This is a genomic window from Aquimarina amphilecti (assembly GCF_900109375.1).
Taxonomy (GTDB): Bacteria; Bacteroidota; Bacteroidia; order Flavobacteriales; family Flavobacteriaceae; genus Aquimarina; species Aquimarina amphilecti.
On sequence record NZ_FOAB01000004.1, the window covers coordinates 81,429 to 107,519 of the forward strand.

General features: G+C 31.6%; 23 protein-coding genes. 18 read left to right on the top strand and 5 right to left on the bottom strand.

Annotated elements, in window-relative coordinates:
- The first annotated feature begins 41 nt into the window (after window positions 1-41).
- From BMY33_RS11045 to BMY33_RS11065, 5 genes are all read left to right on the top strand, one after another.
- A complete protein-coding gene (locus tag BMY33_RS11045) occupies window positions 42-956 on the top strand; it encodes a DUF6607 family protein (RefSeq protein ID WP_091408309.1) in 915 nt (304 codons plus the stop codon).
- Between the two features lies 1 nt (window position 957).
- Window positions 958-2,460, top strand: coding sequence for an ankyrin repeat domain-containing protein (locus BMY33_RS11050; protein WP_244543007.1), 1,503 nt, complete (start codon window positions 958-960; stop codon window positions 2,458-2,460).
- A gap of 26 nt (window positions 2,461-2,486) precedes the next feature.
- Entirely contained in the window at window positions 2,487-2,975 is a 489-nt protein-coding gene (locus tag BMY33_RS11055; RefSeq protein ID WP_091408311.1) for a DUF2271 domain-containing protein, read from the top strand.
- A 13-nt stretch (window positions 2,976-2,988) separates the two neighbouring features.
- A complete protein-coding gene (locus tag BMY33_RS11060) occupies window positions 2,989-5,178 on the top strand; it encodes a PepSY domain-containing protein (RefSeq protein ID WP_091408312.1) in 2,190 nt (729 codons plus the stop codon).
- Window positions 5,179-5,298: 120 nt separating this feature from the next.
- Window positions 5,299-6,336 (top strand): quinone-dependent dihydroorotate dehydrogenase, encoded by a 1,038-nt coding sequence (locus BMY33_RS11065; RefSeq protein ID WP_091408314.1) that lies wholly within the window; start codon window positions 5,299-5,301, stop codon window positions 6,334-6,336.
- A gap of 1 nt (window position 6,337) precedes the next feature.
- On the opposite strand, the gene BMY33_RS11070 is transcribed toward BMY33_RS11065, so the two are convergent.
- Window positions 6,338-7,249 (bottom strand): T9SS type A sorting domain-containing protein, encoded by a 912-nt coding sequence (locus BMY33_RS11070; RefSeq protein WP_091408315.1) that lies wholly within the window; start codon window positions 7,247-7,249, stop codon window positions 6,338-6,340.
- A gap of 159 nt (window positions 7,250-7,408) precedes the next feature.
- Here BMY33_RS11070 and BMY33_RS11075 point away from each other — a divergent pair, with 159 nt between their 5' ends.
- The 8 genes from BMY33_RS11075 to BMY33_RS11110 all read left to right on the top strand — a co-directional run bounded on the left by BMY33_RS11075 (window position 7,409) and on the right by BMY33_RS11110 (window position 16,875).
- Window positions 7,409-8,035: a LysE family translocator gene (locus BMY33_RS11075; RefSeq protein ID WP_091408317.1), complete on the top strand. Its 627-nt coding sequence runs from the start codon at window positions 7,409-7,411 to the stop codon at window positions 8,033-8,035.
- 413 nt (window positions 8,036-8,448) lie between these two features.
- On the top strand, window positions 8,449-9,315 hold the full coding sequence (locus tag BMY33_RS11080; RefSeq protein WP_091408318.1) for a hydroxymethylglutaryl-CoA lyase: 867 nt from the start codon (window positions 8,449-8,451) through the stop codon (window positions 9,313-9,315).
- Between the two features lie 17 nt (window positions 9,316-9,332).
- Entirely contained in the window at window positions 9,333-9,791 is a 459-nt protein-coding gene (locus tag BMY33_RS11085; RefSeq protein ID WP_091408320.1) for a heme-binding domain-containing protein, read from the top strand.
- Window positions 9,792-9,986: 195 nt separating this feature from the next.
- Window positions 9,987-11,213 carry a DUF4856 domain-containing protein gene (locus BMY33_RS11090; RefSeq protein ID WP_091408322.1) on the top strand — a complete coding sequence of 409 codons (1,227 nt, stop codon included), beginning with the start codon at window positions 9,987-9,989 and terminating at the stop codon, window positions 11,211-11,213.
- A 105-nt stretch (window positions 11,214-11,318) separates the two neighbouring features.
- The gene (locus BMY33_RS11095; protein WP_091408323.1) at window positions 11,319-12,434 is read left to right on the top strand and encodes an imelysin family protein; all 1,116 of its coding nucleotides are present in this window, start codon (window positions 11,319-11,321) and stop codon (window positions 12,432-12,434) included.
- An 18-nt stretch (window positions 12,435-12,452) separates the two neighbouring features.
- Window positions 12,453-13,814: an HTTM domain-containing protein gene (locus tag BMY33_RS11100; protein WP_091408325.1), complete on the top strand. Its 1,362-nt coding sequence runs from the start codon at window positions 12,453-12,455 to the stop codon at window positions 13,812-13,814.
- Window positions 13,795-16,266: a TonB-dependent receptor domain-containing protein gene (locus tag BMY33_RS11105; RefSeq protein WP_091408327.1), complete on the top strand. Its 2,472-nt coding sequence runs from the start codon at window positions 13,795-13,797 to the stop codon at window positions 16,264-16,266. The genes BMY33_RS11100 and BMY33_RS11105 overlap by 20 nt, the downstream gene beginning before the upstream one ends.
- Window positions 16,267-16,362: 96 nt before the next feature.
- Window positions 16,363-16,875, top strand: a complete 513-nt coding sequence (locus tag BMY33_RS11110; protein WP_091408328.1) for a PAS domain-containing protein — start codon at window positions 16,363-16,365, stop codon at window positions 16,873-16,875.
- A 276-nt stretch (window positions 16,876-17,151) separates the two neighbouring features.
- Here BMY33_RS11110 and BMY33_RS11115 read toward each other — a convergent pair whose 3' ends face one another.
- Window positions 17,152-20,400, bottom strand: a complete 3,249-nt coding sequence (locus tag BMY33_RS11115; protein ID WP_091408330.1) for a S41 family peptidase — start codon at window positions 20,398-20,400, stop codon at window positions 17,152-17,154.
- Between the two features lie 316 nt (window positions 20,401-20,716).
- Between BMY33_RS11115 and BMY33_RS11120 the strand changes: the two genes are divergently transcribed.
- Entirely contained in the window at window positions 20,717-21,049 is a 333-nt protein-coding gene (locus BMY33_RS11120) for a hypothetical protein (RefSeq protein ID WP_091408331.1), read from the top strand.
- 52 nt (window positions 21,050-21,101) lie between these two features.
- Here the strand turns inward: BMY33_RS11120 and BMY33_RS11125 are convergent, their stop codons facing one another.
- Complete coding sequence (locus tag BMY33_RS11125; RefSeq protein WP_091408333.1) at window positions 21,102-22,718, bottom strand: class I SAM-dependent methyltransferase; 1,617 nt, start codon at window positions 22,716-22,718, stop codon at window positions 21,102-21,104.
- A gap of 73 nt (window positions 22,719-22,791) precedes the next feature.
- The gene (locus BMY33_RS11130; protein WP_091408334.1) at window positions 22,792-23,058 is read right to left on the bottom strand and encodes a DUF1456 family protein; all 267 of its coding nucleotides are present in this window, start codon (window positions 23,056-23,058) and stop codon (window positions 22,792-22,794) included.
- A 106-nt stretch (window positions 23,059-23,164) separates the two neighbouring features.
- Between BMY33_RS11130 and BMY33_RS11135 the strand changes: the two genes are divergently transcribed.
- The 4 genes from BMY33_RS11135 (at window position 23,165) to BMY33_RS11150 (ending at window position 25,405) form a co-directional block, all read left to right on the top strand.
- Window positions 23,165-23,566: a hypothetical protein gene (locus BMY33_RS11135; protein WP_091408336.1), complete on the top strand. Its 402-nt coding sequence runs from the start codon at window positions 23,165-23,167 to the stop codon at window positions 23,564-23,566.
- Between the two features lie 193 nt (window positions 23,567-23,759).
- On the top strand, window positions 23,760-24,191 hold the full coding sequence (locus tag BMY33_RS11140) for an Hsp20/alpha crystallin family protein (RefSeq protein WP_091408338.1): 432 nt from the start codon (window positions 23,760-23,762) through the stop codon (window positions 24,189-24,191).
- 173 nt (window positions 24,192-24,364) lie between these two features.
- Window positions 24,365-25,219 carry an SPFH domain-containing protein gene (locus BMY33_RS11145; protein WP_091408340.1) on the top strand — a complete coding sequence of 285 codons (855 nt, stop codon included), beginning with the start codon at window positions 24,365-24,367 and terminating at the stop codon, window positions 25,217-25,219.
- Between the two features lie 3 nt (window positions 25,220-25,222).
- Entirely contained in the window at window positions 25,223-25,405 is a 183-nt protein-coding gene (locus tag BMY33_RS11150) for a type II toxin-antitoxin system antitoxin (RefSeq protein WP_091408341.1), read from the top strand.
- A gap of 56 nt (window positions 25,406-25,461) precedes the next feature.
- Here BMY33_RS11150 and BMY33_RS11155 read toward each other — a convergent pair whose 3' ends face one another.
- Window positions 25,462-25,932 (bottom strand): hypothetical protein, encoded by a 471-nt coding sequence (locus tag BMY33_RS11155; RefSeq protein WP_091408343.1) that lies wholly within the window; start codon window positions 25,930-25,932, stop codon window positions 25,462-25,464.
- Between the last annotated feature and the right edge of the window lie 159 nt (window positions 25,933-26,091).

Consider the following 26,091-nt stretch of genomic DNA (forward strand, 5'->3'; position numbering starts at 1 on the left):
AGTTAATTTTTATATTTTAAACTTTTTAATAATCATTAAAGATGAAAATCAGTCAGTTAGTTATTATTTTATCATTGTTCATGTCTAATCTAGTAGTAGGACAAAAGGGTAAAAAAGAAAATGATATTGCCGCAATAAAGTCCATGTGCGGGTGTTATGAAGTCTCTTTTAATTTTGCAGAAACTTTTAATTATAGTAATGATTCTCTATATAAGCCATCTAAAATTAAAAAGGATAGCAAGGCATTAGAGTGGGCGCAATTGGTAGTTAATGAAGAAGACAATATAGTGATTCAACATATTCTGCAAGTTGGTGATCCATCCAAACCTCATATTGTAAAACATTGGAGGCAAGATTGGGTATTCGAAAACCAAAATTTTTATATGTATGACGGAGATAACAATTGGAAATATATTCATAAATCCGAGGAAGACATAAAAGGACAGTGGTCTCAAAAAGTATATCAAGTAGATGATAGTCCGCGCTATGAAGGTTCTGCTAGTTGGGTTCATGTAGATGGAAAGAGTTTTTGGGAGAATACTACAACGGCACCATTACCAAGACGTGAATATACTACTAGGAGTGATTATAATATTACAATGAGAGGTAATCGTCAGGAAATAACAAATACTGGTTGGATACATGATCAAGATAATGATAAAATTATAAGAGAAACTGGTAAGGAAGATATAATCATAGCCAAAGAGAAAGGGCACAATATTTATAAAAGAGTAGATGATAAACGTTGTGCAGGAGCATCTAATTGGTGGAAAGAGCATAATGAAAAATGGGTTTTAGTAAGAAGTAAGTGGGATGAGGTTTTTGCTAGAAATAAGGATTTATCTCTGGAGCAGAAAGTAGAGAACAAAGCGTTATATAAACATCTTTTTACAGAAGATTATCAAGCGCAGAATGATATTAATGCAATTATAGAATCTTTTGTAAAAAAACCTTGATATGAAAAAAGTTTTTGACTTAATGGTTATTGTTGTTTTTGTAATATTTTTTGCAAAAACAAATGCTCAGGAAAATGTTTTTTTGGATAGAGCTTATTGGAAATTAAACCCTAGTATAGATCAAATAAATAAAGATATTGCGACAGGCAATGACCCTGCAGAATTAAATAAGTTTGCTTTTGATGCCGTTTCTTATGCACTTATAGAAAAAGTGGATAATTCTACAATAAAATATCTGTTAGGAAAAAAAGGGAATGATGTAAATAAAAAAACTCATGATGGACGTACATATATTTTTTGGGCTATTTATCGAGATAATCTCGAGATGATGCAATTCCTTCTTAAAAAAGGAGCAAAGACTGATGTTATTGATAGTCATGGATATTCTTTATTAAATTTTGGTGCGGTTACGGGTCAAAAAAACACAAAACTCTATGATTTTTGCATAGAAAATGGAGCAGATGTATTAACCGAGAAAAATAATGATGGAGCTAACCCACTATTATTAGTAGCACCATTTTTAGAAGATGATTCTTTAATAACATACTTTACAGGTAAAGGGATTGATTTACATAGCCAAGACGACAATGGCAATGGTATTTTTAATTATGCAGCAAAAAAAGGAAATAAGACAGTCTTAGAATTACTTATTAAAAAAGGAGTGGTTTATAAAACTCTAAATCATCTAGATGGAAACGCATTTATATTTGCTAGTCAAGGTACTCGAAATAGCGTTAATAATTTAGAGCTGTACAAGTATTTAGAAAATATAGGAATTCGACCAGATGTTGTAACTGATGATGGTATAAATCCTTTGCATGCGATAGCTTTTAAGAATAAAGAACAGGAGATATTTAACTATTTTATAGAAAAAGGTGTAGACATTAATCAAGCAAATAAAAAAGGAGATACACCTTTTGCTAACGCTGTTTCTAGAAATGATTTAGAGAGTGTTAAATACTTAATTACTTATGTAAAGGATATAAATCAGTCAAATAAAAGTGGAATTACTCCATTAATGACAGCTGTTCAAAGGAATACGTTTGATGTGATTAATTTATTATTGGATAAAGGAGCAAATACGAAGGTGAAAGATGTTGAAGGGAATTCATTGGCATATTATGTATTGAAATCATATAACAAGGAAAAACCTGAAGAATTCGATAAGAAAATTGTATTGCTTCAAGAAAAAGGGGTCAATCTTAAGGAACCTCAGGCTGACGGTGAAACTTTATGGCATTTGGCAGCAAAAGAGAATGACTTAACGCTTTTAAAAAAAATTGAGAAATTAAACATTCCTTTAAATGAAAAAAATGATGAAGGTAATACAGCATTACATTTAGCGGCAATGAAGGCAAATAAAACTAATGTATTAAAATTTCTTTTAGAGAACGGAGCTGATAAAAATATACAAACGAGTTTTAAGGAAACTGTTTTTGATTTAGCATCTGAAAACGAATTATTACAAAAACAAAATATTGAATTAGATTTTCTACAAGAATAGATATAAGAAATAAAATATTAGAATAAATGAAAACAATTTTTAGAATAGTTCTTTTAACAGTATCCGCTGTTTTTACCTTAGTTTCCTTTACGAGTGAGCCTAATACAACAAGTCTAAAATGCATGATACAAATGGTTAATTATACAGGAGAAGGAGCTTATGTAGTAATATCTCTTATAAAACCGGAAGGTGAATATAATCAAACCTTATATGTACAAGGAAAAGATAGTGAATGGTATAGTGATATTACAGAATGGTGGAAGTTTTATGGAAAGAGAAGGTTAGATATAGATGCGATTTCTGGCGCCACTATAGCAGGAGGAGAAAGAACTGTAAGTATTATTAAAATCCCTAAAGATAGAATTGATGCTGGATATAAAATCCGTTTTGAAACAGCTGTTGAGGATCAAGAATATTACAAGAAAGATGTAGAGTTTGAGTTAACCTCCGAAACCTTGGCATCTAAAGTAAAAGGAAAAGGCTTCATTCGATATGTAAGAATGCTTCCGCAATAATTCGTAGAATAAAATGATCATTTCATTATGGAGATATAGTCACCTACTTTTGGCTATATCTTCTGCTATTTTTTTGTTAATTGCTTCCGTTACAGGTATTATTCTCGCCTTGGAGCCTATGTCTGATGTTATTAAACCATATGCTATTGACAATATAGAGGATATTACAATTTCTGAAACAATTACTGCATTACAAAAAGAGTATGATGAGATAATTGAAATTACCGTAGAAGAAAACGATTTTGTAATTGCTTCAGTGGTTACTAAAGAGGGAAATGATGAACGAATATATGTAAACCCTAGAACAGGAGAAAAGTTAGGCGTTCCCGAACGTAAATCAGGTGTTTTTAAGTTTGCTACCAATCTTCATCGTTCTCTATTTCTAAAAGGAATAGGGCGTTTTTTTGTTGGTTTGATCTCTCTATTATTAATTTTTATTGTAATTACAGGTATTCTTCTTATTGGTAAAAGACAAGGAGGGATTTTAAAATTCTTCTCAAAAGTAAATAAAGAATATGTAAATCAGTTTTATCATGTAGTAATAGGTAGATGGTTTTTTGTTCCGATTATTATTATAGCTTTTACAGGAGTGTATTTATCTCTTGAGAAATTTGCATTATTACCAAAATATGAAGTTCCCCACCGAATCAGTGCTCAGACAGAGCAAAAAAAAGAAACAATTGCAAGTATAAGTTTTCCAATTTTCAAGAAGATAACTCTTACGAATGTTAAGAGTATTGAATTTCCGTTTTCTGATGATGTAGAGGATTATTTTACACTAGAATTGATAAACAAAGAGCTTATTGTGCATCAATTTAGTGGTAATATTCTTAGCGAACAACAATATCCTTTTGTGAAGCTAGTATCTTATTACAGTCTGTTATTACATACGGGAAAGGGTAATGTTTTTTGGTCTGTTGTTTTATTAGTCACTTGTGTAGCTATTTTGTTTTTTATGTATTCTGGATTCTATATGACTGTTCAGCGTCGTAAGGGAAGTAATCTTATTTATAATATTGAAGATAAAGATGCTAGTGAATATATAATTTTAGTAGGATCAGAAAATGGTTCTACATATACTTTTGCTAATTATCTAAGAAGTGCACTTCTTTCCGTTGGTAAAACTGTTTTTGTAGCAGAACTTAATGCATATACAACGTATCAAGAAGCAAAACATATAATTGCTATTACAGCTACCTATGGAGATGGAGAAGCACCAACGAATGCTAAGAGATTTAATCGCTTATTTAGCACAATAGAACCAGTAAATAGACTTCAATTTTCTGTTGTGGGTCTAGGGTCTTTAGCATATCCAGAATTTTGCAAATTTGCAGAAGATATAGATGAAATGTTTAGAAGACATTCAAAATTTATTTCAAGCTTATCATTGGAAAAAATCAATAATAAGTCCACAGATGATTTTAAGAATTGGATTCAGAAATGGGGTGTTAGTGTAGGGGTATCTTTGGATACCAAAACTGTTATAGAGGATGAAAATTGGAAGCGTGATGTTTTTAAAATTATTGATAAAACCTATATAAATACGGATAATACGTTTTTACTTCGTTTGAAGCCTAGAGATACTTCTATTGATTTTAGATCTGGAGATTTATTGGCTATACGTCCAGAAGAGAATATGGTTGAGAGACTTTACTCTATAGCTAGAATAGATGGAGATGTTATATTAAGTGTTAAGAAACACGATTTAGGTGTTTGTTCTACGTACCTAAGTAAAGTAGGTAAAGGTGATATTATAAAAGCTGCAATTAAACATAACGTTAATTTTTATTTCCCTAGTAATACAAAGGATGCAATTTTAATTGCAAACGGAACCGGAATTGCTCCGTTTTTGGGTATGATGAAGAATAAAAATAGGAGTACTAGAGTTACTCTTTTTTGGGGAGTAAGAACAAAAAAATCTATTGATATATATAACGATTTTATAAACTTTAGTTTAATGAAAGAAGGGACAAGACATATTGCTTATTCCAGAGAGAATAATATATACGTTCAGGATCTAATTCGTAATGAAACAGATTCAGTTATTAATGTTCTTAATAGAGGAGGTGTTGTTATGATCTGTGGATCAAATGATATGCTAAAAGGAGTAATTTCTGTTTTAGAAAAAGCAGTAAAAAATCAACTTAATGTGTCATTGAATACATTTATAGAAAATGAGCAGATAAAAATAGATTGTTATTAAGTTAGAGGTAAATGTTATTATCAAGGTTTTGTTTTTAAATTTTGTAAGGATAAATATTAAATATTTGTATGGTAAAATTTTTGTAACACGTATTTTTGCAAACCAAAAGAAGCATAGTACATGTATAAATCCCTAGTCCGACCAATTTTATTTAAATATGATCCAGAAGGAGTACATCACTTTACCTTCAAAATGATAAGAACGGTATCGAAACTTCCTTTTGTATCAGGTATTTTTAGAAGTATCTATCAAGTCAAAGATTCTAAGTTAGAAAGAGAAGTTTTTGGATTAAAGTTTAAGAACCCTGTAGGTCTAGCAGCAGGTTTTGATAAAAATGCTGTTTTGTATAATGAGTTGGCTAATTTTGGATTTGGTTTTATAGAAATAGGAACAGTTACTCCAAAAGCTCAGGAAGGTAATCCTAAAAAAAGATTATTTCGATTAAAAGAAGATTCTGGAATTATTAATAGGATGGGATTTAATAATGAAGGGTTAGAATCTGCTATTGCTCAATTAAAAAAGAATAAGGGTAAGCTTATAATTGGGGGAAACATTGGGAAAAATACAGATACTGCACCTGAAGATTACACAAGGGATTATCTTACTTGTTTTAATGCTCTGCATCCTTACGTTGATTATTTTGTTTTAAATGTTAGTTGTCCTAATGTAGGAAGTCACGCAAAACTTAATGATAAAGAATATCTGGAAGAATTAATTGGTGCTGTACAAAAAGCCAATATGACTTTCTCTAAACCAAAACCTATTGTACTAAAAATTGCACCAGATCTTAATACAATCCAGTTAGATGAAATTATTGAATTGGTTAAAGTAACCAAGTTAGATGGGGTAATTGCTAGTAATACTTCTACGAGTAGAGAAGGATTGAAAACTTCTAAAGAAAGATTAGAAACTATTGGGAATGGTGGTTTGAGTGGTTTGCCAATAAAAAATAAAAGCACAGAGGTGATTAGGTATTTATCAGAGAAAAGTAATAAAGCCTTTCCGATTATTGGAGTAGGAGGTATTCATTCTGCAAATGATGCCGTAGAGAAATTAGAGGCAGGAGCGAGCTTAGTACAGGTTTATACAGGTTTTATTTATGAAGGACCAAAATTGATAAAAGCTATCAATAAAAAAGTTCTTCAAAAAGGATTGTAAACTATCTCAAAATTATTTTTTGAGTTTCTGTTTTTCCAACATTTGTATAAAGACGTACTAAATAAATACCAGAATTTAGATTAGTTAGATCAAGGTTTATATTGCTGTTACTCTCTTTGAAATTATATTTCCTTACCTGTTTACCTAAAACATTATAAACTTCAATTTCTTTTACTGTAGATGCTTGTGTTGTAGCTATAGATATATTCCCGTTACTAGGATTTGGAGAAATAGTGATTTTGTCCTTTTGAGTACCAAATTCTTCTACACTTAGCTGTTTTTGAGTAAAAACGATAGTTCCTATCTTTTGTGAATTAAGAGGAGAGTTAGAAGTCTCAACTAAAGAAATTGGTTCGTGAGGGCTGGTTGCAGCATTATTTAAACTATAGCCAGTTCCTTCTTCGGTACCTGCATCATAGGTAAATAGATCCATTGTAATTTCGGGGATCCATTGCCCACTATTATCAATTAAAGATATACTATTTACAGCAATCATCCAATCTGGGCTTGGTGCTAACATAGAAGCTAAGCTAATTAGAGGATACTCAGAACTAATAGTAAGATCATTTATAGTAATTGTTCTTCCTGGACCATTAAAAAATAAATCTGGCCCTATAATAAATTGATCTGCATTGTTAGCGTTTATTGCAGTTGTAACTTCGGAATTGAATATACTAAAAAGACCAGTTTCTGCTACCTGTTCAATTCCAGAAGTAGCTAGACTACCCATTTCTAAAAAAGTAACACTGTTATTATGAGATGCACCTACTAACTCAGTGAAATGAGCTCCACCAGGCAAAGTTCCATGAGCTTCCCAATTACTAGTGAAAACAATATCATATGTAGCTGTGGTTTGACCGAAGGTAGTTAATGAAATGAATAATAATGTAGTTTTTAGTATAAGCTTTTTCATTTGTGTGGTTGTTGGTTATTTAAGTTTGTGTTACATATATTTTAAACAGTCTACTAAGGGTTAACCCTAATTTTTAATAATAATATATTGTCAACTGATTTTAAAATGATATGCATATTTTTGAACGGTCGGTTATTTATATAAAACCTTACAAAAAAAATGAATTTTGATATTTTATACACTTTTGTGTTGGCTACCCTAGCTTTATCGATTTCTCCAGGACCTGATAATATTTATGTGTTGATGCAAAGTATTGTTAATGGAAAAAAATATGGTCTCGCTACTGTAGCTGGATTGATGTCAGGATGTCTAGTACACACTACCTTAGTAGCCTTTGGAGTTTCAGTTATTATCCAAAAAAGTGAAATGTTATTTTTTGCAATAAAATTGATGGGAGCATTGTATTTGTTTTTTTTGGCATATAAAGTATGGAGAAGTAAAGGATCTATTCAGCTTTCTGAGGATTCAGTCGAAAAAAAGAGTGTTGGGCAATTGTTTAGGCAAGGTTTTATAATGAATGTACTGAATCCTAAAGTTTCTATATTCTTTCTAGCTTTTTTTCCTGGATTTCTGTTTAGTAAAGAGTTAAGTAGTGTAACGCAGTTTTATGTTTTGGGATTTTTATTTATTGTAGTGTCTTTTATTGTTTTTGGAGGAATAGCTATTATGGCTGGTTTTATTTCTGATTATGTTAAGAGTAATTCTAAAGTTGGGGTGTTCTTAAAATGGATGCAGATCATAGTCTTTGTTGGAATAGGAATTTTTATCCTTTTTTCTAGAAAATAGCCAACTACCTGTAAAATAAATGAACAGGTAGCCAACTAGTTTCCCTTTAATTATAAACAAACATTTATGCAAGTGCCACCAAGACGTATTTCGCAGACACCACATGCAAGTGGCGGGAATCCGTTACCTCTTACCGACTTTTGTTCAGTTTTTTTTAATTTTTGAACCCCTTCTAAATTTAAAATGTTTTTTAACATAATTTTGTTTTTAAATTATTAATACTTTTTTAATGATTCAAATAGTGAATCTTTATATGTACGTTCCACGAAAAGTAAAATGTTACTATCAAAAAAAACTTTTTTTAAATAGTTTAGTAACGGTAATCTTTGCAGTGAAATTTTTTATCCTTTTTTCTGAAAAATAATCATATTTTTATACTCTTAATTGAATTTCTTTTAGACATAAGGTAATAAATGACCGAAAAAGTAAAAATCATTGAATGTCCCAGAGATGCTATGCAAGGCATTAAGGACTTTATTCCTACTGAAAAAAAAGTACAATATATTCAATCCTTATTACGATGTGGATTTGACACCATAGACTTTGGTAGTTTTGTTTCTCCAAAAGCTATCCCGCAGATGGTAGATACAGCAGAGGTTTTATCAAAATTAGATCTTTCAGTAACAGAAAGTAAATTACTAGCAATTATAGCAAATGTTCGCGGAGCGAATGATGCAGTGAAACACGAAGAAATTGATTATTTAGGATATCCATTTTCGATTTCTGAAAATTTTCAGATGCGTAATACACATAAGACTATTGCAGAATCTGTGGAAACACTGCAAGAGATTCTTAATATTGCGGATAAATCTAATAAACAAGTAGTAGCTTATTTGTCAATGGGTTTTGGGAATCCTTATGGAGATCCTTGGAACGTGGAAATTGTTGGCGAATGGACCGAGAAGTTAAGTAATATGGGAGTGAAAATTTTATCACTTTCAGATACAGTAGGTACTTCAAACCCAGAAATTATAGAATATTTATATGCTAATTTGATTCCAAAATACCCTGATATAGAATTCGGAGCACACCTGCATACAACCCCAACAACTTGGTATGAAAAAGTAGATGCAGCTTATAAAGCTGGTTGTAGAAGGTTTGATGGAGCGATACAAGGATTTGGAGGATGCCCAATGGCAAAAGACGAATTAACAGGTAATATGCCAACAGAAAGAATGCTTTCTTATTTTACGACTGCTCAAGCTGATACCAATATAAAGGCTATGAGTTTTGAATCTTCGCATAATGAAGCAACTAAGATATTTACAAAATACCATTAAATAGATAGATTAATAAAATGAAAAATATATTAAAAAAAGTAGGACTGTTGTTATTATTAGCATTCGTAATTATGCAATTTATCAGACCTGATAAAAATGAGTTGGGATATGAGTCGGTTGCTTATTTTGAAAATGACACAAAACCTACAGAGGAGATACAACAAATTTTAAGAAGTAATTGTTATGATTGTCATAGTAATCAAACTGTGTACCCTTGGTATGCGGAAATAGCACCAGTTTCTTATTGGTTAGCGGATCATGTAGAGGAAGGTAAAGAACATTTTAACGTTTCTGATTGGGAGCAATATTCTAATAAGAAAAAAGACCATAAGTTAGATGAGTTGATTGAAGAAGTAGAAAAAGGAGAAATGCCACTTTCATCTTATACTTGGGTTCATGGTGATTTAGAAAAAGAAGAAATGGAAGTTCTAATTAATTGGACAAGAGAACTCAGAAAGAAATACGCTACAAACTAATTATAGAATTATATAATCTTCATTTGTGTTTATAATTAGAGCGTCTAAATAATCGTTAAGAATTTTGGTTTTTTTCGTCTAATTGTTAAAAAATTAAATTTATTTAGATTTAGTATAAATAAAATTTGCCAGATATATTTGGTTGAATATATTTGCACTTTATTAATTATTTGTAATAAGTCTAAATAAAAAGAAATGAAAATTAAAAGTGTATTCAAAATTATATGTGTATCGGGAACTATTGTTTTAGGTTCTTGCTCTTCTGATGATGATGCAACTCCAATCGCGCAAGTAGAAGCGCCTGCAACATATGAATTTGAACGTGAAGGAGAAAGTACAGTAAGTTTTAGTGGTCAAACTACTAGAATAGCAATGGCAGAAGTTATTATAGGTCAATTTGTAGATAATACAAGTACAGAAGCTATTATAGATGCGATGTTTGATCATCAGGAAAATGCCAATGATTTTGAAGACACAGATTTAAATGCTTCTGATAAAAGTGTAAGAAGTAAAACAGCTGCTAGTGCTGATTATTTTTCAGCTAATGTAACAGATGCTGCAGCGATCAAAGCAGATTTTGATTCTTGGATTAAAGGTCAGGTTGATGACGTTTTTCCTAATTGGGCTGTAACTGCAACAGCTGGTAATCCAGGAGTTCTTCAAGAAGCTGGCGGAGGATCTAATAGATATGTAAATGCTAATGGATTAGAATATAATCAAGCTTTTGCGAAAAGTTTGATAGGTGCTTTAATGACAGATCAAGCACTTAATAATTATTTAGGTACTGCGGTTCTTGATGAAGCAGATAATGTAGCGAATAACGATAATGGAGTAGTAGCTGATGGTAAAACATATACTACTATGGAGCATAAATGGGATGAAGCTTATGGTTATGTTTACGGAGCTTCAGTGAACCCGACGAATCCTAATACTACTATCGGAGATGATGATAGTTTTCTTAATAAATATGTTGGTAGAGTAGAAGATGATACTGATTTCACAGGAATTGCTGCTGATATTTATGATGCGTTTAAATTAGGTAGAGCCGCTATTGTTGCTAAAAATTATACTGTACGTGACGAGCAAGCTGCAATTCTTAGAGAAAAGATCTCGCAAGTTATTGCTATAAGAGCGGTTTATTATTTACAACAAGGTAAAGCATCTTTAGAAGCTGGTACTGTAGATTATGCAAGTGCATTTCATGATCTTTCTGAAGGTTTTGGATTTGTTTACAGTTTACAGTTTACAAGAAAATCGGATAGTAATACTCCTTATTTTACTAGAACAGAGGTGCAAAGCTTGATAGACGATCTTATGGGAGGAACAAATGGTTTATGGGATGTAACACCAGAAACATTAGATGCAATGTCAGAAACTATCGCATCTAAGTTTGATTTTACCGTAGCTCAAGCTGGAAGCTAAAAATTAAACAAAGTATAAAATGATAAAAAAAGAGGAGGGAGTTGTCATAATCCTTCCTCTTTTTTTTACATTTGCAAAAATTTATTAAGAATAAATAAAAATAAGATGAAGAGGTTTCGGTTTTTAACAGTTGTTGTTTTGGTTCTTCTTGCGGTAGCATGTTCTTCTAGTGATGAAAGTGGAGAGGCAACGGATAATTTTGATAGAAAGACATTGTTAGAAAATATAGCGGATAATATTGTGATTCCTGCGTATCAAAGTTTTTCTGTAGATATGGCGGCTTTAAGAACGGCAACTTCGGATTTTGTAAGTACAACAGACGAGTCTAATTTAGTGGAGTTAAGACAGGCTTGGTCCACCGCATTTGTTTCTTGGCAATCGGTTAGTATGTTCGAGATAGGTAAGGCTGAGGAAATATCTTTTAGAAACTTTATGAATGTATATCCAGTTAGTAGTACTAATATAGAAACAAATATATCTTCTGGTACTTATGATCTTACTTCAGTTTCTCAGCAGGATGAACAAGGTTTTGGTTCATTAGATTTTCTAATTAATGGTTTGTCTGATTCTGATACTGCTATTGTTGGTTTTTATACGGATGCTACTACAGGTGTAAATTATGAAAACTATCTTACAGATCTTGTGACAAGAATGGATGATATGACGTCTGAGGTATTGAATGATTGGACTGGTGATTTTAGAGATTCTTTTGTAAATAATAGTGGTTCTTCTGCTACAAGTTCATTAGATAAATTAGTTAATGATTTTATCTTTCATTATGAAAAACATTTACGAGCAGGTAAAATAGGTATTCCTGCAGGAGTATTTTCAGGAACTCCTTTAGATGACAGAGTAGAAGCGATTTATAAAGGTGATTTGTCAAAAACACTTTTTAATGCGAATCTTGATGCATTACAAGATTTCTTTAATGGAAAACATTTTACAAGTAATACTACAGGTCAGAGTTTAAAGACATACCTAGATTTCCTTAATACTATTAAAGATGGTGAAGATTTAAGTAATTTAATTAATAATCAATTTAATACAGCTAGAACAATAGCGACTAACCTGAACGAAGATTTTTCTGAACAAGTGAGAACAAATAATAGTCTAATGCTTAACACATATGATGAACTTCAAAAAAATGTTGTTTTTCTAAAAGTTGATATGCTCCAGGCTATTGCTATTAATATTGATTTTGTAGATGCCGATGGAGATTAAATGTAATCTCATTTTCTTATGAAGTTTCAACTAAACGAATATTTTAAAAAAAATACAGAGGCTGCACCACTTGCAGTCTTTCGTATTTTTTTTGGTTTGATGATGTTGATTAGTATTATTCGTTTTTGGAGTTATGGTTGGATAGATAAATTATATATTCAACCTACTTTTTTCTTCTCCTATTATGGGTTTGATTTCATTAAGCCAATTGGTAATTATACATATGTGATTTTTCTTTTATGTGCTATTTCTGCAATATTTGTTATGATAGGATACAAGTACAGATTGGCGATCATAGTATTTTTTTTGAGTTTCACGTATATAGAGTTAATGGATAAGACCACGTATCTAAATCATTACTATTTTATTAGTATTCTTAGTTTTTTATTAATCTTTTTACCAGCGAATTCATACTATTCTTTAGATGCTAAGCTAAAAGGAGTGTCTTTTCAAAAAATACCATCTTGGACAATCGATGTTATAAAACTGCTACTAGGAATAGTGTACTTCTATGCGGGTTTAGCCAAGTTGAATTCTGATTGGCTTGTAAAAGCAATGCCTCTTAAAATATGGTTGCCTTCTAAGTATGATATTCCTTTAATAGGAGATTTAATGCAAGAACAATGGGTGCATTATGCATTTAGCTATACAGGAGCTATCTATGATTTAACCATTCCGTTTTTATTATTATTTAGAAAGACTAGGATTTTTGCTTTTATAATGGTGGTTGTGTTCCATGTGTTAACTAGAGTTCTTTTTCCTATAGGCATGTTTCCTTATATAATGATTGTTGGTGCATTGATATTTTTTGAAAGTAATATACATCATAAGATATTGCAATTTATATCTAGAGTAAGTGGTGTTAAAAAAGTGACTTTTGACACGAATGAAATTTTAAATATACAATCAAGGAGAGTTAAAATTATTAAACCAGTATTAGGAGTTTTTTTTGTGATTCAATTACTTTTGCCGTTTCGATATGTGTTATATCCGGGGGAATTATTTTGGACAGAAGAAGGGTATCGTTTTTCTTGGAGAGTAATGTTAATGGAAAAAGCAGGGTACGCTAATTTTAAGATTGTTAATGAAAAAACGGGTCAGCGGTTTTATGTGGATAACGATGATTTTTTGACTCCTTTTCAACAAAAACAGATGGCAACACAGCCTGATTTTATATTAGAATATGCAAATTATTTGAAGAGTCATTTTGAAAAACAAGGGCATCAAAATGTACAGGTATTTGTAGAAAGTTATGTAGCTCTTAACGGTAGATTAAGTAGTCAGTATATTGATCCAAAAGTGGATCTTGGGAAACAAAAAGAGTCATTTAAACATAAAACGTGGATTATTCCATTTAAGGATGAGATTAAGGGATTGTAAAGTAGTTATCTTTTTTTTATTATTAACTACAGTTGTGTCGGCGCAATATAGTATTAAGGGGATTGTGAAAAATGAGAATAATCAGCCGATTCAGGGAGCAGAGGTATATAATAGAACTAATGGAGAGCAAACTATAACTAGAGGGGATGGTAGTTTTGAGTTTATTGATATCGAGCTAGGTGATTACTATTTGTCTATTTTTAGCTTCGATTACGAAATTTTAGAGAGACAAGTAACTGTAAATAATGACATAGAAGTAAGTTTTGTTTTGAAGACTTTAGGAGAGGAGTTATCCGAAGTAGTTGTAACACAAAGAAGAGAAAAAGTATTTGGACTTAAAAGGTTAAAGCCAGTTGAAGGAACTGCAATATATGCAGGAAAAAAGAGTGAGGTAGTTTTGCTAAGTAATGTTCAGGGTAATTTAGCTTCTAATAATGCAAGACAGATTTATGCACAGGTAGCTGGATTAAATATTTATGAGAATAGTACAGGTGGATTACAGCTTAATATAGGTGGTAGAGGTTTAGACCCTAATCGTACGGCAAATTTTAATACTCGTCAAAATGGATATGATATTAGTGCCGATGTATTAGGGTATCCCGAAAGTTATTATACACCACCTGCAGAAGCAATTGAAGAAATACAAGTAGTACGTGGAGCTGCATCTTTGCAATATGGAACACAATTTGGAGGTCTGTTAAATTTTAAGATGAAGAGACCAAATCCAAATAAGAAAGTAGAATTAGTATCTCGTCAAACATTAGGTTCTTATAATCTTTTTACCAGTTTCAATAGTTTGGGCGGTACCGTTGGTAAATTTAGTTATTATACCTATTTCAATTATAAGAAAGGTGATGGGTTTAGAGCTAACTCCGAATTTGATTCTAAAAATGCTTATTTCCATCTTGGATATCAGTTATCTGATAGAACAAAGTTGATAGGAGAGTTTACGTATTTAGATTATTTGGCAAAACAACCTGGTGGTTTAACAGATACCCAATTTAATATAGATCCTACATTTAGTAATAGAACTAGAAATTGGTTCGACGTAAACTGGAAATTATTTTCATTAAAACTAGAACACGAGTTTTCGGATAAAACAGATTTTAGTCTTAATCTATTTGGATTAGATGCTTCTAGATCTGCTGTTGGTTTTAGAGGAATTCCTGGAAACCTTAATACGAACCCTATAACAGATGTAGATGAAGTAGATGCAGATGGTAATTTTGTGAATTCAAGGGATCTTATTGTGGATAACTTTAAAAATTGGGGAGCAGAAGCAAGATTGCTTACTAGGTATGATTTATGGAATGAAGAATCGGTGTTTCTTATTGGTTCAAAATTTTATAAGGCTTCTAATGATTCTAGACAAGGATCTGGAGGTCTTGGATCCGGTCCAGATTTTAACTTTCAAGATGAAACTTTTCCTGATTATCCTAATCAATCTTCTTTTGATTTTCCTAATGTTAATCTAGCTGTTTTCGGAGAAAATATATTTAAATTATCAGATAAGTTTTCAGTGACTCCTGGATTTAGATTTGAATATATTAAAACAGAAAGTGAAGGAACTTTTAATAATGTAGTATTTGATAATGCGGGTAATCCTATTGCTAATAATTTAGAAACAGATAATAGGGAATTGGACCGATCTTTTTTTCTTTTTGGAATAGGATCTAGTTATAAACTAAATAATTCCTTAGAAGCTTATGTAAATGTTTCACAAAATTATAGATCTATAACTTTTAGTGATATTAGAGTTGTGAGTCCAACATTTCGAGTTGATCCAGATATCGGAGATGAAGAGGGGTTTACTGCAGATATTGGGGTACGTGGTCGATTAAATAATATGCTGTCTTATGACATAAGTGTTTTTGGATTAGTATATGATGATCGAATTGGTATTGTTTTTAATGATAGGGCTGAACGAGTAAGAGGAAATATTGGAAATGCACTTATATATGGGGTGGAGAGTTTTGTGGATTGGAATATTTGGAACACAATCTCTGGAAGTAATGAGAATTATAGATTAAACCTGTTTGCTAATACTTCCTTTACTACTTCGGAGTATACGTCGTCTGATCTTTCTGGAATCGAAGGGAATAAAGTAGAGTTTATACCGGAGATTAACTTAAAAACAGGGCTTAAATTTGGTTATAAAAACTTCTTAGCAAATATACAGTATACGTATCTTTCGGAACAATTTACTGATGTTTCTAATGCTTCTGTGGCGTTAGATGGAGATAATAGAAATGGTATCATTGGTGAGATACCATCTTATTCTATTTTAGATGTATCTTTTTCTTATACCTATGAGAAGTTTAAATTAGAAACAGGAGTTAATAATCTGTTAGATGAAAGTTATTTTACGCAAAGAGCTACAGGATATCCGGGTCCTGGAATTATACCATCTGATCCTTTAACTTGGTACGCTACATTGCAATTTAAGTGGTAATAAGGATAAAATTTAACTTTTGTTTACTTGTATAATTAACTTTTGTTCAATCTATGGTTTTAGTTTTAATCTATAAATTTGCTCAAAACACACATTATGAAAGAGTTTGAGGGGTACGATAAAATGATGGCTGAATATTATAATTCGAATTCGGCTTTAGTACTTCCGCTATCTTGTTGGGAGTTTTATGGAGAACATAATTGGTCTTTAGGGAATTTTAAGACTGATCTTGATTCTTTAAATAAGATTACCAAGAAATGGGATTTCGAAAACATCTATCATAATGAGCTAGTTCATAAGAAATCTGTTATTCTTATTACTAATACAGATCTTAAAATAGTATATGCTACCCATAATATAGAAAAAATGAGTGGATATACACCAGAAGAGATTGTTGGAAACTCTCCAAAAATGTTTCAAGGTGAGCAGACAGATTTAAAGACATCTAAGATTATTAGGGCAGCAATAGATAATCAAGAACCATTTGAGGTTTCTATTGTTAATTATAAAAAGGATAGATCAACTTATCTGTGTCATATCAAAGGTTTTCCGATTAGAGATAAAAAAGGGAAATTAATTAACTACATAGCATTCGAGCAGGCAGCTTAGTGTACTTACAAGATGTATTTTATATAACTTACTTCGTTTTACAAAAAAAACATTTTTTATTAATTAAATTCTTCAAGGTTTAATAAACATTAATTCTTGATATAATAATTTTGTTCTCTATTTTATTTAATAGAAATATGTATTGAGAATAGAATTTTAATTTTTAAAACTATTTTCAATACATATTTCCTGTATATTGATTATTAGAATTTCTATAAAGTCTGTTCTTGCCGTTTATTTCTATTCTAGTTTAATTAGTAGATAGCAAGACTAGATTTAGTTTCTAGCTCTTTTAGGGTATGGAGGTCTTTTGTGCTCTTTCGGAGGATTGCTTTTTAGTTCTTTTAATGCTATTTCTATAGCTTTCTCTAATTGAGGATCCTTTCCTTTAATTACTTCAGATGGTAATTGTTCTACTTCTATATCTGGTGCTACTCCTACGTTTTCTACGATAAAACCATCTTCTGTCCAAATTGCTACATTCGGAGCAGTAACGCTAGCACCATCAATAAATTCTGGAAATCCTAAAACTCCAACTAACCCCCCCCATGTTCGTTTACCAACCATTTGTCCTACTTTAAATTTTCTAAACATCCATGGTAGCATATCTCCTCCGGATCCTGCAGTCTCATCAATGATCATAACTTTAGGTCCCTGAATAGAGGCACTCGGTGTTTTTAGATCTTTTCCATACCTGAAATTCCAATGAGATTGATATGGATTTAATAATAAATTGATATAATAATCAGCTATTTGACCACCACCATTAAAACGTTCATCAATTATAATGGCTTTTTTATTGGCTTGCGGAAAGAAATATCGTTTAAAGTATTCGTGACCAGCACCAGCAGTATTTGGCACGTATACATATGCAACTTCTCCATTGGTAGCTTCATGAACCTTTTTTAGATTTCCTTCAACCCAATCGCGATTGCGTAATTGATATTCGCTTGTTACAGGAGTCACTTTTACAACTCTAGAATCTTTATAGTTGTTAGTAGGGCCTACAGTAATTTCTGTAATCTTATTCGCAGTATTCTCAAACACACTATAAAGGTTCATAGTTCCCTCTAGGTTTTTTCCGTTTACAGCCAATAAGTAATCTCCTTTATTCACTAAAACGCCAGGTTCTGTTAGTGGTGACCTTAAATCCGGATTCCAATTTAATCCACCGTAGATTTTCTTAAATTGATATCTATTATTTGTAATTTCATAATCAGCTCCAAGAAGACCTCCAGGGATTCTTTTTGGTGTATTCAGTTTTTCTCCACCTCCTTGTAGTCTATGATGTCCTACAGATAATTCACTACACATCCATTGTATAACTCTATTAAGGTCGTTTCTACAAGAAAGATGAGGTAAGAATTGTTGGTATTTCTTTTTCATTCCTTTCCAATCAGAACCGTGCATTCCAGGATCATAAAAATAGTCACGATTGATTCGCCAGGCTTCTTCAAAAATATTTTCCCATTCTTTAGTTGGACTAATTTTTACTTCTATTTCGTTAGTGTTTAAGATTCCTTTTCCAGGTTTTGGTTTTTTGCCCGTTTCTGTAATTCCCCAACTACTGTTTTTTTGATAAAGCATTTTTTTGCCATTAGCAGAAACGGCATAATTATCTAATTCCATGACTTTAGCGTCCTTACGTTCAATTAAATCATATTGATGAAGAGAGGAAGGGATTGAAGGATCTAATGGGTTCGATGAAATGTATAAGATTTTATTAGCTTGTCCTGAATTTAATTCACGATAGCTACCTGCTTTTATAGGAATGTCAATAATTCTATTTTGTATCCCATCAATATCAATTTGTAACTTTTTGTTGGAATTTTCATCTTCTGAAGGTTCATCTTTTTCTTTAAGTTCTTCTTCATCACTTTCTTTGGCAAAAGGAGAAATGATGTCTTTTCTAAGTGTTGCTAGATAGATAGAACTTGTAGCTGTCATGTCTTGATTAGACTGATCAAACCAGTTAACAACAGGTCCGGCATCAGTAGAGGCAAAGAAATAGATGTAATCACCACTAGGATCAAAAACAGGATTGGTTGCATTAATTAGTCCATCACTAATAGGATATGATTTTGATTCCTGTATGTTATATATAAATACTTGCTCGTAATTAGAATCTATGATTTTCGAATAAACAATCCATTTAGAATCGTTGGACCAATCTCCAAAAATGTTTCTGAAAGCTCCAGGGACGTAGTATTCATCATTGGCAATTTTAGTAACTTTTTTAGAAGCTATATCTAAAAGGTATAAGTTTCTGCCATTATCGGAAAAGCTAATTTTTTTGCTATCGGGTGACCAACTGGTATAAGCGTAAAAACCAGTACCAGAAATTTTAAATTTTTTAGAATCTCCTTTACCGTCTTGAGATTTAATATGTAGTTCGTATTCTCCGGAATCATCGGAGAAATATGCAATGTTTTTTCCATCAGGAGACCAGGCAGGATATTTTTCATGGCTTCCAGGGCTTTGTGTTAGGTTTCTAGAGTCTCCTTTGTTTTCAGGGACAGTTATAATTTCTCCTCTGTAATCAAAAACAGCTCTTTTTCCTGAAGGGGATATGTCAGCAGAGCGTATGTATCGTGGACTTTTCACATATCTATCTCGTAATTCTAGAAGATCTGTAGCGATCCTTATAGTTAATTTGGTGCTTGTTTTTGTGTTGATATCATATGTATGAAGGTAACCAGCATGTTCGAAAATTATTTTATTAGTTCCCAAATCCGCATTGGTAATCGGAAACTTATCAAATTCAGTAAGTTGTTTTATCGTTTTTGAACTTACTTCATAGGAAAATAAATTAAATTCTCCATTTCGATCGCTTAAGAAAAATATAGTATCACCTTTCCACATAGGTTGTACATCATTACTTCCGCCTTTAGGTTGTGGAATTTTTACAATGGATTTATCTGCAAAAGAGAACAACCATATATTTGCTGTTGTTCCTCCGCGATAGTTTTTCCATTGATGAAAACGTTCTCGTATTGGAGTGTAAGCCATGTACTTTCCATCTGGAGAATAAGTAGCATGCCATGCATTTGGTATTTCTAATTCGGTGGGAAAACCACCATTGATAGAAACCTGATAAAGCTTTGCATATCGATTTGTGTGAATTGCTCTTTGCGAATTGAAAAGCACCGAGTTACCATCAGGAGAAAACCCTAATGTAGTATCCCTCATTGGATGCCAAGTAAGTCTTTTAGGAATCCCACCTTTTACTGGAATGATAAAGACATCAACATTTCCGTCATATTCTGCATTAAAAGCAATAAACTTACCATCGGGAGAAAAAACAGGGTTAGATTCTATCCCTTCGTCTATAGTTAATCTGCGAGGTTGAGTTCCATCTTGTTTGGCTACCCAGAGATCTTCTGCATAAATAAATGCAATATGTGATTGGCTTATTGCTGGTGTATGCAACATTCTAGTGTCACTAGGATCTGTAGCATAAGATTTGATAGAATACAAAGCTGCTAAAAATAGTATTCTGTAAAGAGTGGAGTTTAAATTTTTCATGATCTTTTGATTGATGAAGATTTATGTTTTTTATCTAGCGAATGAAATTAAGTTTTTATGATTTGGATTCTGTTAATCATATTTTAAAATAATATAGTTTTAGGCAATCTAAGTGGTATCAATGGATAGGTGAATATTAATTTTAAAACTTGTGTAACCAGTTGTTTAACCTTATTAAGTCCTAATTTTATTTAATTATAAATTCCGCAAACTATTGTTTGTTAGTTTGTTAATCTGCTGTTAAAGATGTTTTTAAGATGTAACAATCTTTGATTTCTAGTCGTCTTATAAGCATAAATCAATAAAAACGAATAGAATGAAAAAATTAAATGTTATGCTGTTAGCAGCAGTATTTGCAATCAGTAGTGTTGCAACTGCAAGTACAAAACCAACAGAGTCAGAAACTAATTTTACACAAGAAATTAAGGAATTATTAAAAAAGCCTTCTTTCAAAGTAGAAAATGAGATTGAGGCTAGTGTTACTTTTACTTTGAATAATGAAGGTGAGATTGTAGTTCTTTCAATCGACTCAGATAGTGATATGGTAAAAGGTTATATTAAAAACAGATTAAATTATCAAAAGATAGAAGCTAAACCTCGCACTGGTGTTAAGTTTTATACTATGCCGGTTAGGGTAGTTGCTTCTTAAAGTAAAAGAGTAAAGAGAAAAGAAAATCCTGGATTCATCACCCAGGATTTTTTTATGCTTTTGTTTTACCTGTAATATAATGTATGCTTACCGTCGCTAATTCAGAATCTGGAAATTTAGAGAAATACCCTGGATTACTTTTTAGCCCTACCTCTTCAATAACCTTAAGAAAGGAATTAATTTCTAAAATATATTGATCAGAAAATCCATGAGTAGCATCATAAGCTGTAGCCGCTGTACTTCCTATATTTTTAGAAGCTATATGAGGTGGGATAGTATGTAACTCTATTACGATCAACCCGAATTTTGCAATATGTGGTTCCCATTTTTTAAAATGATCTTTTAGATTACGCTCTACTTCATCATTTTGTAATAACTTTCCTCTATAAGCAAAGGCGCCTGTAGATTGACTTGGGGTATTTAGTTTACTTACAGGTTCGCTCCATATTCTATTATGATCTAGAAAAGTTCTAACGGATAAAAGATCTTTCAATTCGATCTTGTAATTTTCTTTTAAATCCTTTTCCAAAAGATCCGGATCACTAATGTCTCCCCAAATTACTTTTGCCCAAATATCAGCTTGTATTAAATTTGCTCTTGTTACTTTTAGTGCCGCTTTATTGTAATCAGCACCAACTAAAAATAAGGGATGGTCATCGAGGTGTTTTCCTCTTAATGTTTTAGATTCAATGATCTCAAAAAGATGAATTAGAAAGGCGCCATTTCCACAACCCATATCGAGAATTCCTTTCGGTTGTTCATCCAAAGGTTTGTTGAATAAGCTGATAATAATTTCATCGATTTTTTTAAAATATGTAGTATGGGCACCGCCACTTCCCCAAACATTCATTTCACGATCTACGTGAGTTTCATCGGTAGATTTCTCGGTATCCCATAAAATTTTAGGATTTCCGAATAACAATTGATCCATTTGTCTGAACATTGGGATATAAGAAACTGTCACGCCATAAGCAGAAGCTCTTTTAGCAAAAAATAACCCTTTGTTAGTAAATGTATAATTGTTGTTACTTTTACTAAACCATCCTAAATTGCTTAAAAAAGTAAGAATTGTGTCAAAACTTGCGGGGAACTTATGGTATTCATCTGCGCTAAAAGATGCTTCCATAAAGTATTTATGAAACATTCCGCCCATTCCGAGGTGCACAATAGTTGGTCCTACTAAGATACCTTCAATATGTTTTAGTATTTGTTGCTGTGTGATATTCGCCTTTTCATTTTCAGAAAAGGACATGTCTAATGAATCTTGATATTTAGTAATTAACTTTTCTAATTTATGAAATGGTTCTAATTCGAATTTTCTGGGATGGAATTTTCCGGAGTATTCCAGAAGATCAACAACGCCTTCATATAAATGAAAATAATCAAATGCTATTTTTGTGTGTTCGTTTGTAGATACTTTAGCTATGTTTTGGGTAATTTGATATGTTAACCAACCTTGAGAACCAAGCATCCTAAGGGCTACATTGATATATCCCGGATTTCCATCAAACTGTTCCGCTATTTTAGATACGGATACAGTTTTGTTAGAAATTATATAATCAGTAATTCCTTTTTTAAATAATGAATAGGCAACGGGAGCAACTGCTATTCCGTCTAAATGCCTGAATAACTCTTCTCGGAATATTTGTTTTTCCTGTTTCGTTAACATAAATACTTAATTAAATTGGCTGTTGTGAGTTGATTAGTTACAGCAAATTAAGCATTTATTTTCGAAGTTTGTTTTAGGATTTTTTATTAGCAGTTTGCTGGTTATCTTTTTTTGGAGGCATAGGACCTCTTAGATGAATCACAAGCCCATTGAGGAAGTTTCGAAGGATTTGATCTCCACACTCCATGTATTTAGGATGGTTTTCATTTCTAAAAATCGCACCGAGTTCGCTTTTTGTTACTTTAAAATCTACTAAAGAACAAATTTTTACGATTTCGTCATCCCGTAATTTGTGAGCTACTCGTAATTTTTTGAAAATATCGTTATTTGTCAATCCCATATGGCAAAGGTACTTTTTTAATTGACTTCAAGAAAAAAATATCCTTTATGTTCAAAAACAAATATGTTTATAAGATATTTGTACTCTTAAATTGTATGATAAAAATATGTATAGTAAGGAAGAGAAATTGAGCTTGTTATCAGAAATGATTGATTTTGCCAAAGCTGATAAAAAAATTAAAGACGAAGAGTACAATTTTATTTTAGCGGTAGCTACTCAGCTAGAGATATCAGAAGAAGAAATTGGTCATTTAGTAAGAAATAGTGCAGAGAAAAGAAATTTGCAACCAGAATCTCAAAGAATACTTCAGTTTCATAGATTAGTTTTATTAATGAATGTAGATCAGGAAACTGCACCATCAGAAGTTGATAAAATTAAAGAAATGGGCTTGCATATGGGATTAAGGCAGGAGGCAGTAGATACTGTTTTGAGAGAAATGCATAAATATCCTAATAAGGTAATTCCACCAAAAGAATTGATTACGATTTTTACTAGGTTCTATAATTAGACCTAAAAATCAAAAGTATGGAGCCTTCAAATTGTGTTTGAAGGTTTTTTTGTGCGGTTTTGTCATTAAAATTGACATTTTGTCACTTATTTATCATACAACACTGTCAAAATGTCTTTAAATTGACAATGGAATTCAAATTGCTATATACTCATTGAATTTAAATCTAGAATAACTTTAAAAATATAATACAATGAGTTTAATTAAAAGAACAGACAGATTGCCACTTATTTTTGATGATATCTTTAACACAGACTGGTTTGGTGGAATTACTAATGAACATAAAATTGGTTTTAATACTCCAGCAGTAAACGTAAAAGAAAGTGATAATGATTTTATTATCGAATTGGCAGCACCTGGATTAGCAAAAGAAGATTTTAATATAGAGTTGGATAATGATGTGCTAACCATTTCTTCTGAAGCTAAAAATGAGTCAAAGGAAGAAAAAGATAATTATACAAGAAAAGAATTTAGTTATAATACGTTTAAGCGTTCATTTAACCTACCAGATGCTGTAAGCATAACAGATATCTTAGCTTCTTACGATAATGGAGTGTTATTAGTAAAACTTCCTAAAAAAGAAGAAGCGAAGGTACAACCTAAAAGATCAATAGAAATTTCATAAGTTGTTTTTTGAGATTTGAGTTAGTTAGTTAATGTTACGAAAACGCCCTTTTATTAAGGGCGTTTTTTATGTTTTAAAGGAAATATTAAACAACTAAATTTTGTTGATATTTTAATAAAAGAGGGTAATTTGAAAAAATATTCGTATCATTGTGATATCAAAATGATATTATTATGAAACATGAAAAAAATATTAAAGCGGCTAATGGTTATGTGATGTTGATGGTATTACTATTGTTAATAGTAGGTGTGATAACAGGTATGGTAATAACGGAGAACCCTTTATTTTTAATTTTAATACTACCTATAATTTTAGTGATCAAGGGATTCTTCATCGTAAATCCAAATAGTTCTAAAGTGATGGTTCTTTTTGGAGCTTATAAAGGAACCGTAAAAGAAAACGGCTTTTTATGGGCTAACCCTTTTTATTCTAAACAAAGAATTTCATTAAGAGCAAGGAATTTTTATAGTGAGCGAGTAAAAGTTAATGATAAAATAGGTAATCCGATTTTGATTAATGTAATTTTGGTTTGGAAAGTAAGTGATACGTATAAGGCAGCTTTTGATGTTGATCATTATGAGGATTTTGTGAGAGTGCAAACAGATGCTGCAGTAAGAAAATTGGCTGGTTCATATCCTTACGATAATTTTGCAGAAGGACAGTTAGAAGTAACTTTGTTATCTGGTATGGATGAAGTCAATGAAGCATTAGAAAATGAAATTACGGAACGTTTGGCTATTGCTGGAATAGAGGTTATGGAGGCTCGCATAGGATATTTGGCGTATGCGCCGGAGATAGCTAGTTCCATGTTAAAAAGGCAACAAGCAGTAGCGATAGTAGCTGCGCGTAAGAAAATAGTAGAAGGAGCAGTTGGAATGGTAGAAGATGCTTTGATGAAATTATCAGAAGATAAGATAATCGATTTCGATGAAGATAAAAAAGCTTCTATGGTTAGTAATTTAATGGTAGTTTTGTGTGGTGATAAGGAGGCAACTCCTGTTATTAATACAGGAACATTACATTCTTAATTTATGAGTAAGAAAAAATCATTTGTCCTTAGGATATCCCCAGAAACTTTTAAGTTAATAGAAAAATGGGCAGATGATGAGTTTCGTAGTGTTAACGGCCAGTTAGAATGGATGATTTATAAAAGCCTTAAAGATGCTAAGAGATTAAAACCGGCAAAAAAGAACGAAGATCCAGAAAAAAAATAGAAAATATAAACGATTGTTTTTAAAGGATAGAACTTGAGAAACAATCGTTTAAAAAGTTATAATGTGTTACCGTAATAACAATCTTTAGAAAGTGCTTTGGAATAGCTGGTTTTACTTTCTAAATCCATGATAAGATATGTTTCTTTTTTTAACTTAATCTCTATCCTGTTGTACTTCCAGTAAACTTTAATATCATTGGACTTAAGGTTTTTAATGTAGCTGTATTTATTGGCATAAGTCGTTGTTAGGGGAGGTGCATTTCCATTTTTGGTAGCTTCTTTAGGACTCATAGTTATGGACTCTGGATCAACTACAGAACAAAGAAATCCATCAAAGTCAATTCCTTGTTTATCAGGATTTAATACATATACCCAGATGGAGTATTCGTCTTCTTCTATCATTAATGTTCTTCCTGATATGGGGTCTGTAGAAGTTATGAAAATACCATCAGTATTATTTTCTGATCTAGTTTTTATAGTGCCTAAGGCAAAAACACTTGTAAATATTGATAATAAAATTAGTTTCATTTGGGGCGTATTTTATAATATTAATAAGTATTACAAGCATTATACTTGTGCTACTCCTTTTAAGCCCTAATAAAATAATGTGAATCTAAATCCGATAAAAGTTATGATTCGGATGATTTGTGAGAATTACGAATTTAAGAAATTAATTGTTAAGTTGTA

Coding starts and splice junctions, on each gene's coding strand:
- BMY33_RS11045 (WP_091408309.1), top strand. CDS start 42: ATGAAAATCAGTCAGTTAGTTATTATTTTATCATTGTTCATGTCTAAT.
- BMY33_RS11050 (WP_244543007.1), top strand. CDS start 958: ATGAAAAAAGTTTTTGACTTAATGGTTATTGTTGTTTTTGTAATATTT.
- BMY33_RS11055 (WP_091408311.1), top strand. CDS start 2,487: ATGAAAACAATTTTTAGAATAGTTCTTTTAACAGTATCCGCTGTTTTT.
- BMY33_RS11060 (WP_091408312.1), top strand. CDS start 2,989: ATGATCATTTCATTATGGAGATATAGTCACCTACTTTTGGCTATATCT.
- BMY33_RS11065 (WP_091408314.1), top strand. CDS start 5,299: ATGTATAAATCCCTAGTCCGACCAATTTTATTTAAATATGATCCAGAA.
- BMY33_RS11070 (WP_091408315.1), bottom strand. CDS start 7,249: ATGAAAAAGCTTATACTAAAAACTACATTATTATTCATTTCATTAACT.
- BMY33_RS11075 (WP_091408317.1), top strand. CDS start 7,409: ATGAATTTTGATATTTTATACACTTTTGTGTTGGCTACCCTAGCTTTA.
- BMY33_RS11080 (WP_091408318.1), top strand. CDS start 8,449: ATGACCGAAAAAGTAAAAATCATTGAATGTCCCAGAGATGCTATGCAA.
- BMY33_RS11085 (WP_091408320.1), top strand. CDS start 9,333: ATGAAAAATATATTAAAAAAAGTAGGACTGTTGTTATTATTAGCATTC.
- BMY33_RS11090 (WP_091408322.1), top strand. CDS start 9,987: ATGAAAATTAAAAGTGTATTCAAAATTATATGTGTATCGGGAACTATT.
- BMY33_RS11095 (WP_091408323.1), top strand. CDS start 11,319: ATGAAGAGGTTTCGGTTTTTAACAGTTGTTGTTTTGGTTCTTCTTGCG.
- BMY33_RS11100 (WP_091408325.1), top strand. CDS start 12,453: ATGAAGTTTCAACTAAACGAATATTTTAAAAAAAATACAGAGGCTGCA.
- BMY33_RS11105 (WP_091408327.1), top strand. CDS start 13,795: ATGAGATTAAGGGATTGTAAAGTAGTTATCTTTTTTTTATTATTAACT.
- BMY33_RS11110 (WP_091408328.1), top strand. CDS start 16,363: ATGAAAGAGTTTGAGGGGTACGATAAAATGATGGCTGAATATTATAAT.
- BMY33_RS11115 (WP_091408330.1), bottom strand. CDS start 20,400: ATGAAAAATTTAAACTCCACTCTTTACAGAATACTATTTTTAGCAGCT.
- BMY33_RS11120 (WP_091408331.1), top strand. CDS start 20,717: ATGAAAAAATTAAATGTTATGCTGTTAGCAGCAGTATTTGCAATCAGT.
- BMY33_RS11125 (WP_091408333.1), bottom strand. CDS start 22,718: ATGTTAACGAAACAGGAAAAACAAATATTCCGAGAAGAGTTATTCAGG.
- BMY33_RS11130 (WP_091408334.1), bottom strand. CDS start 23,058: ATGGGATTGACAAATAACGATATTTTCAAAAAATTACGAGTAGCTCAC.
- BMY33_RS11135 (WP_091408336.1), top strand. CDS start 23,165: ATGTATAGTAAGGAAGAGAAATTGAGCTTGTTATCAGAAATGATTGAT.
- BMY33_RS11140 (WP_091408338.1), top strand. CDS start 23,760: ATGAGTTTAATTAAAAGAACAGACAGATTGCCACTTATTTTTGATGAT.
- BMY33_RS11145 (WP_091408340.1), top strand. CDS start 24,365: ATGAAACATGAAAAAAATATTAAAGCGGCTAATGGTTATGTGATGTTG.
- BMY33_RS11150 (WP_091408341.1), top strand. CDS start 25,223: ATGAGTAAGAAAAAATCATTTGTCCTTAGGATATCCCCAGAAACTTTT.
- BMY33_RS11155 (WP_091408343.1), bottom strand. CDS start 25,932: ATGAAACTAATTTTATTATCAATATTTACAAGTGTTTTTGCCTTAGGC.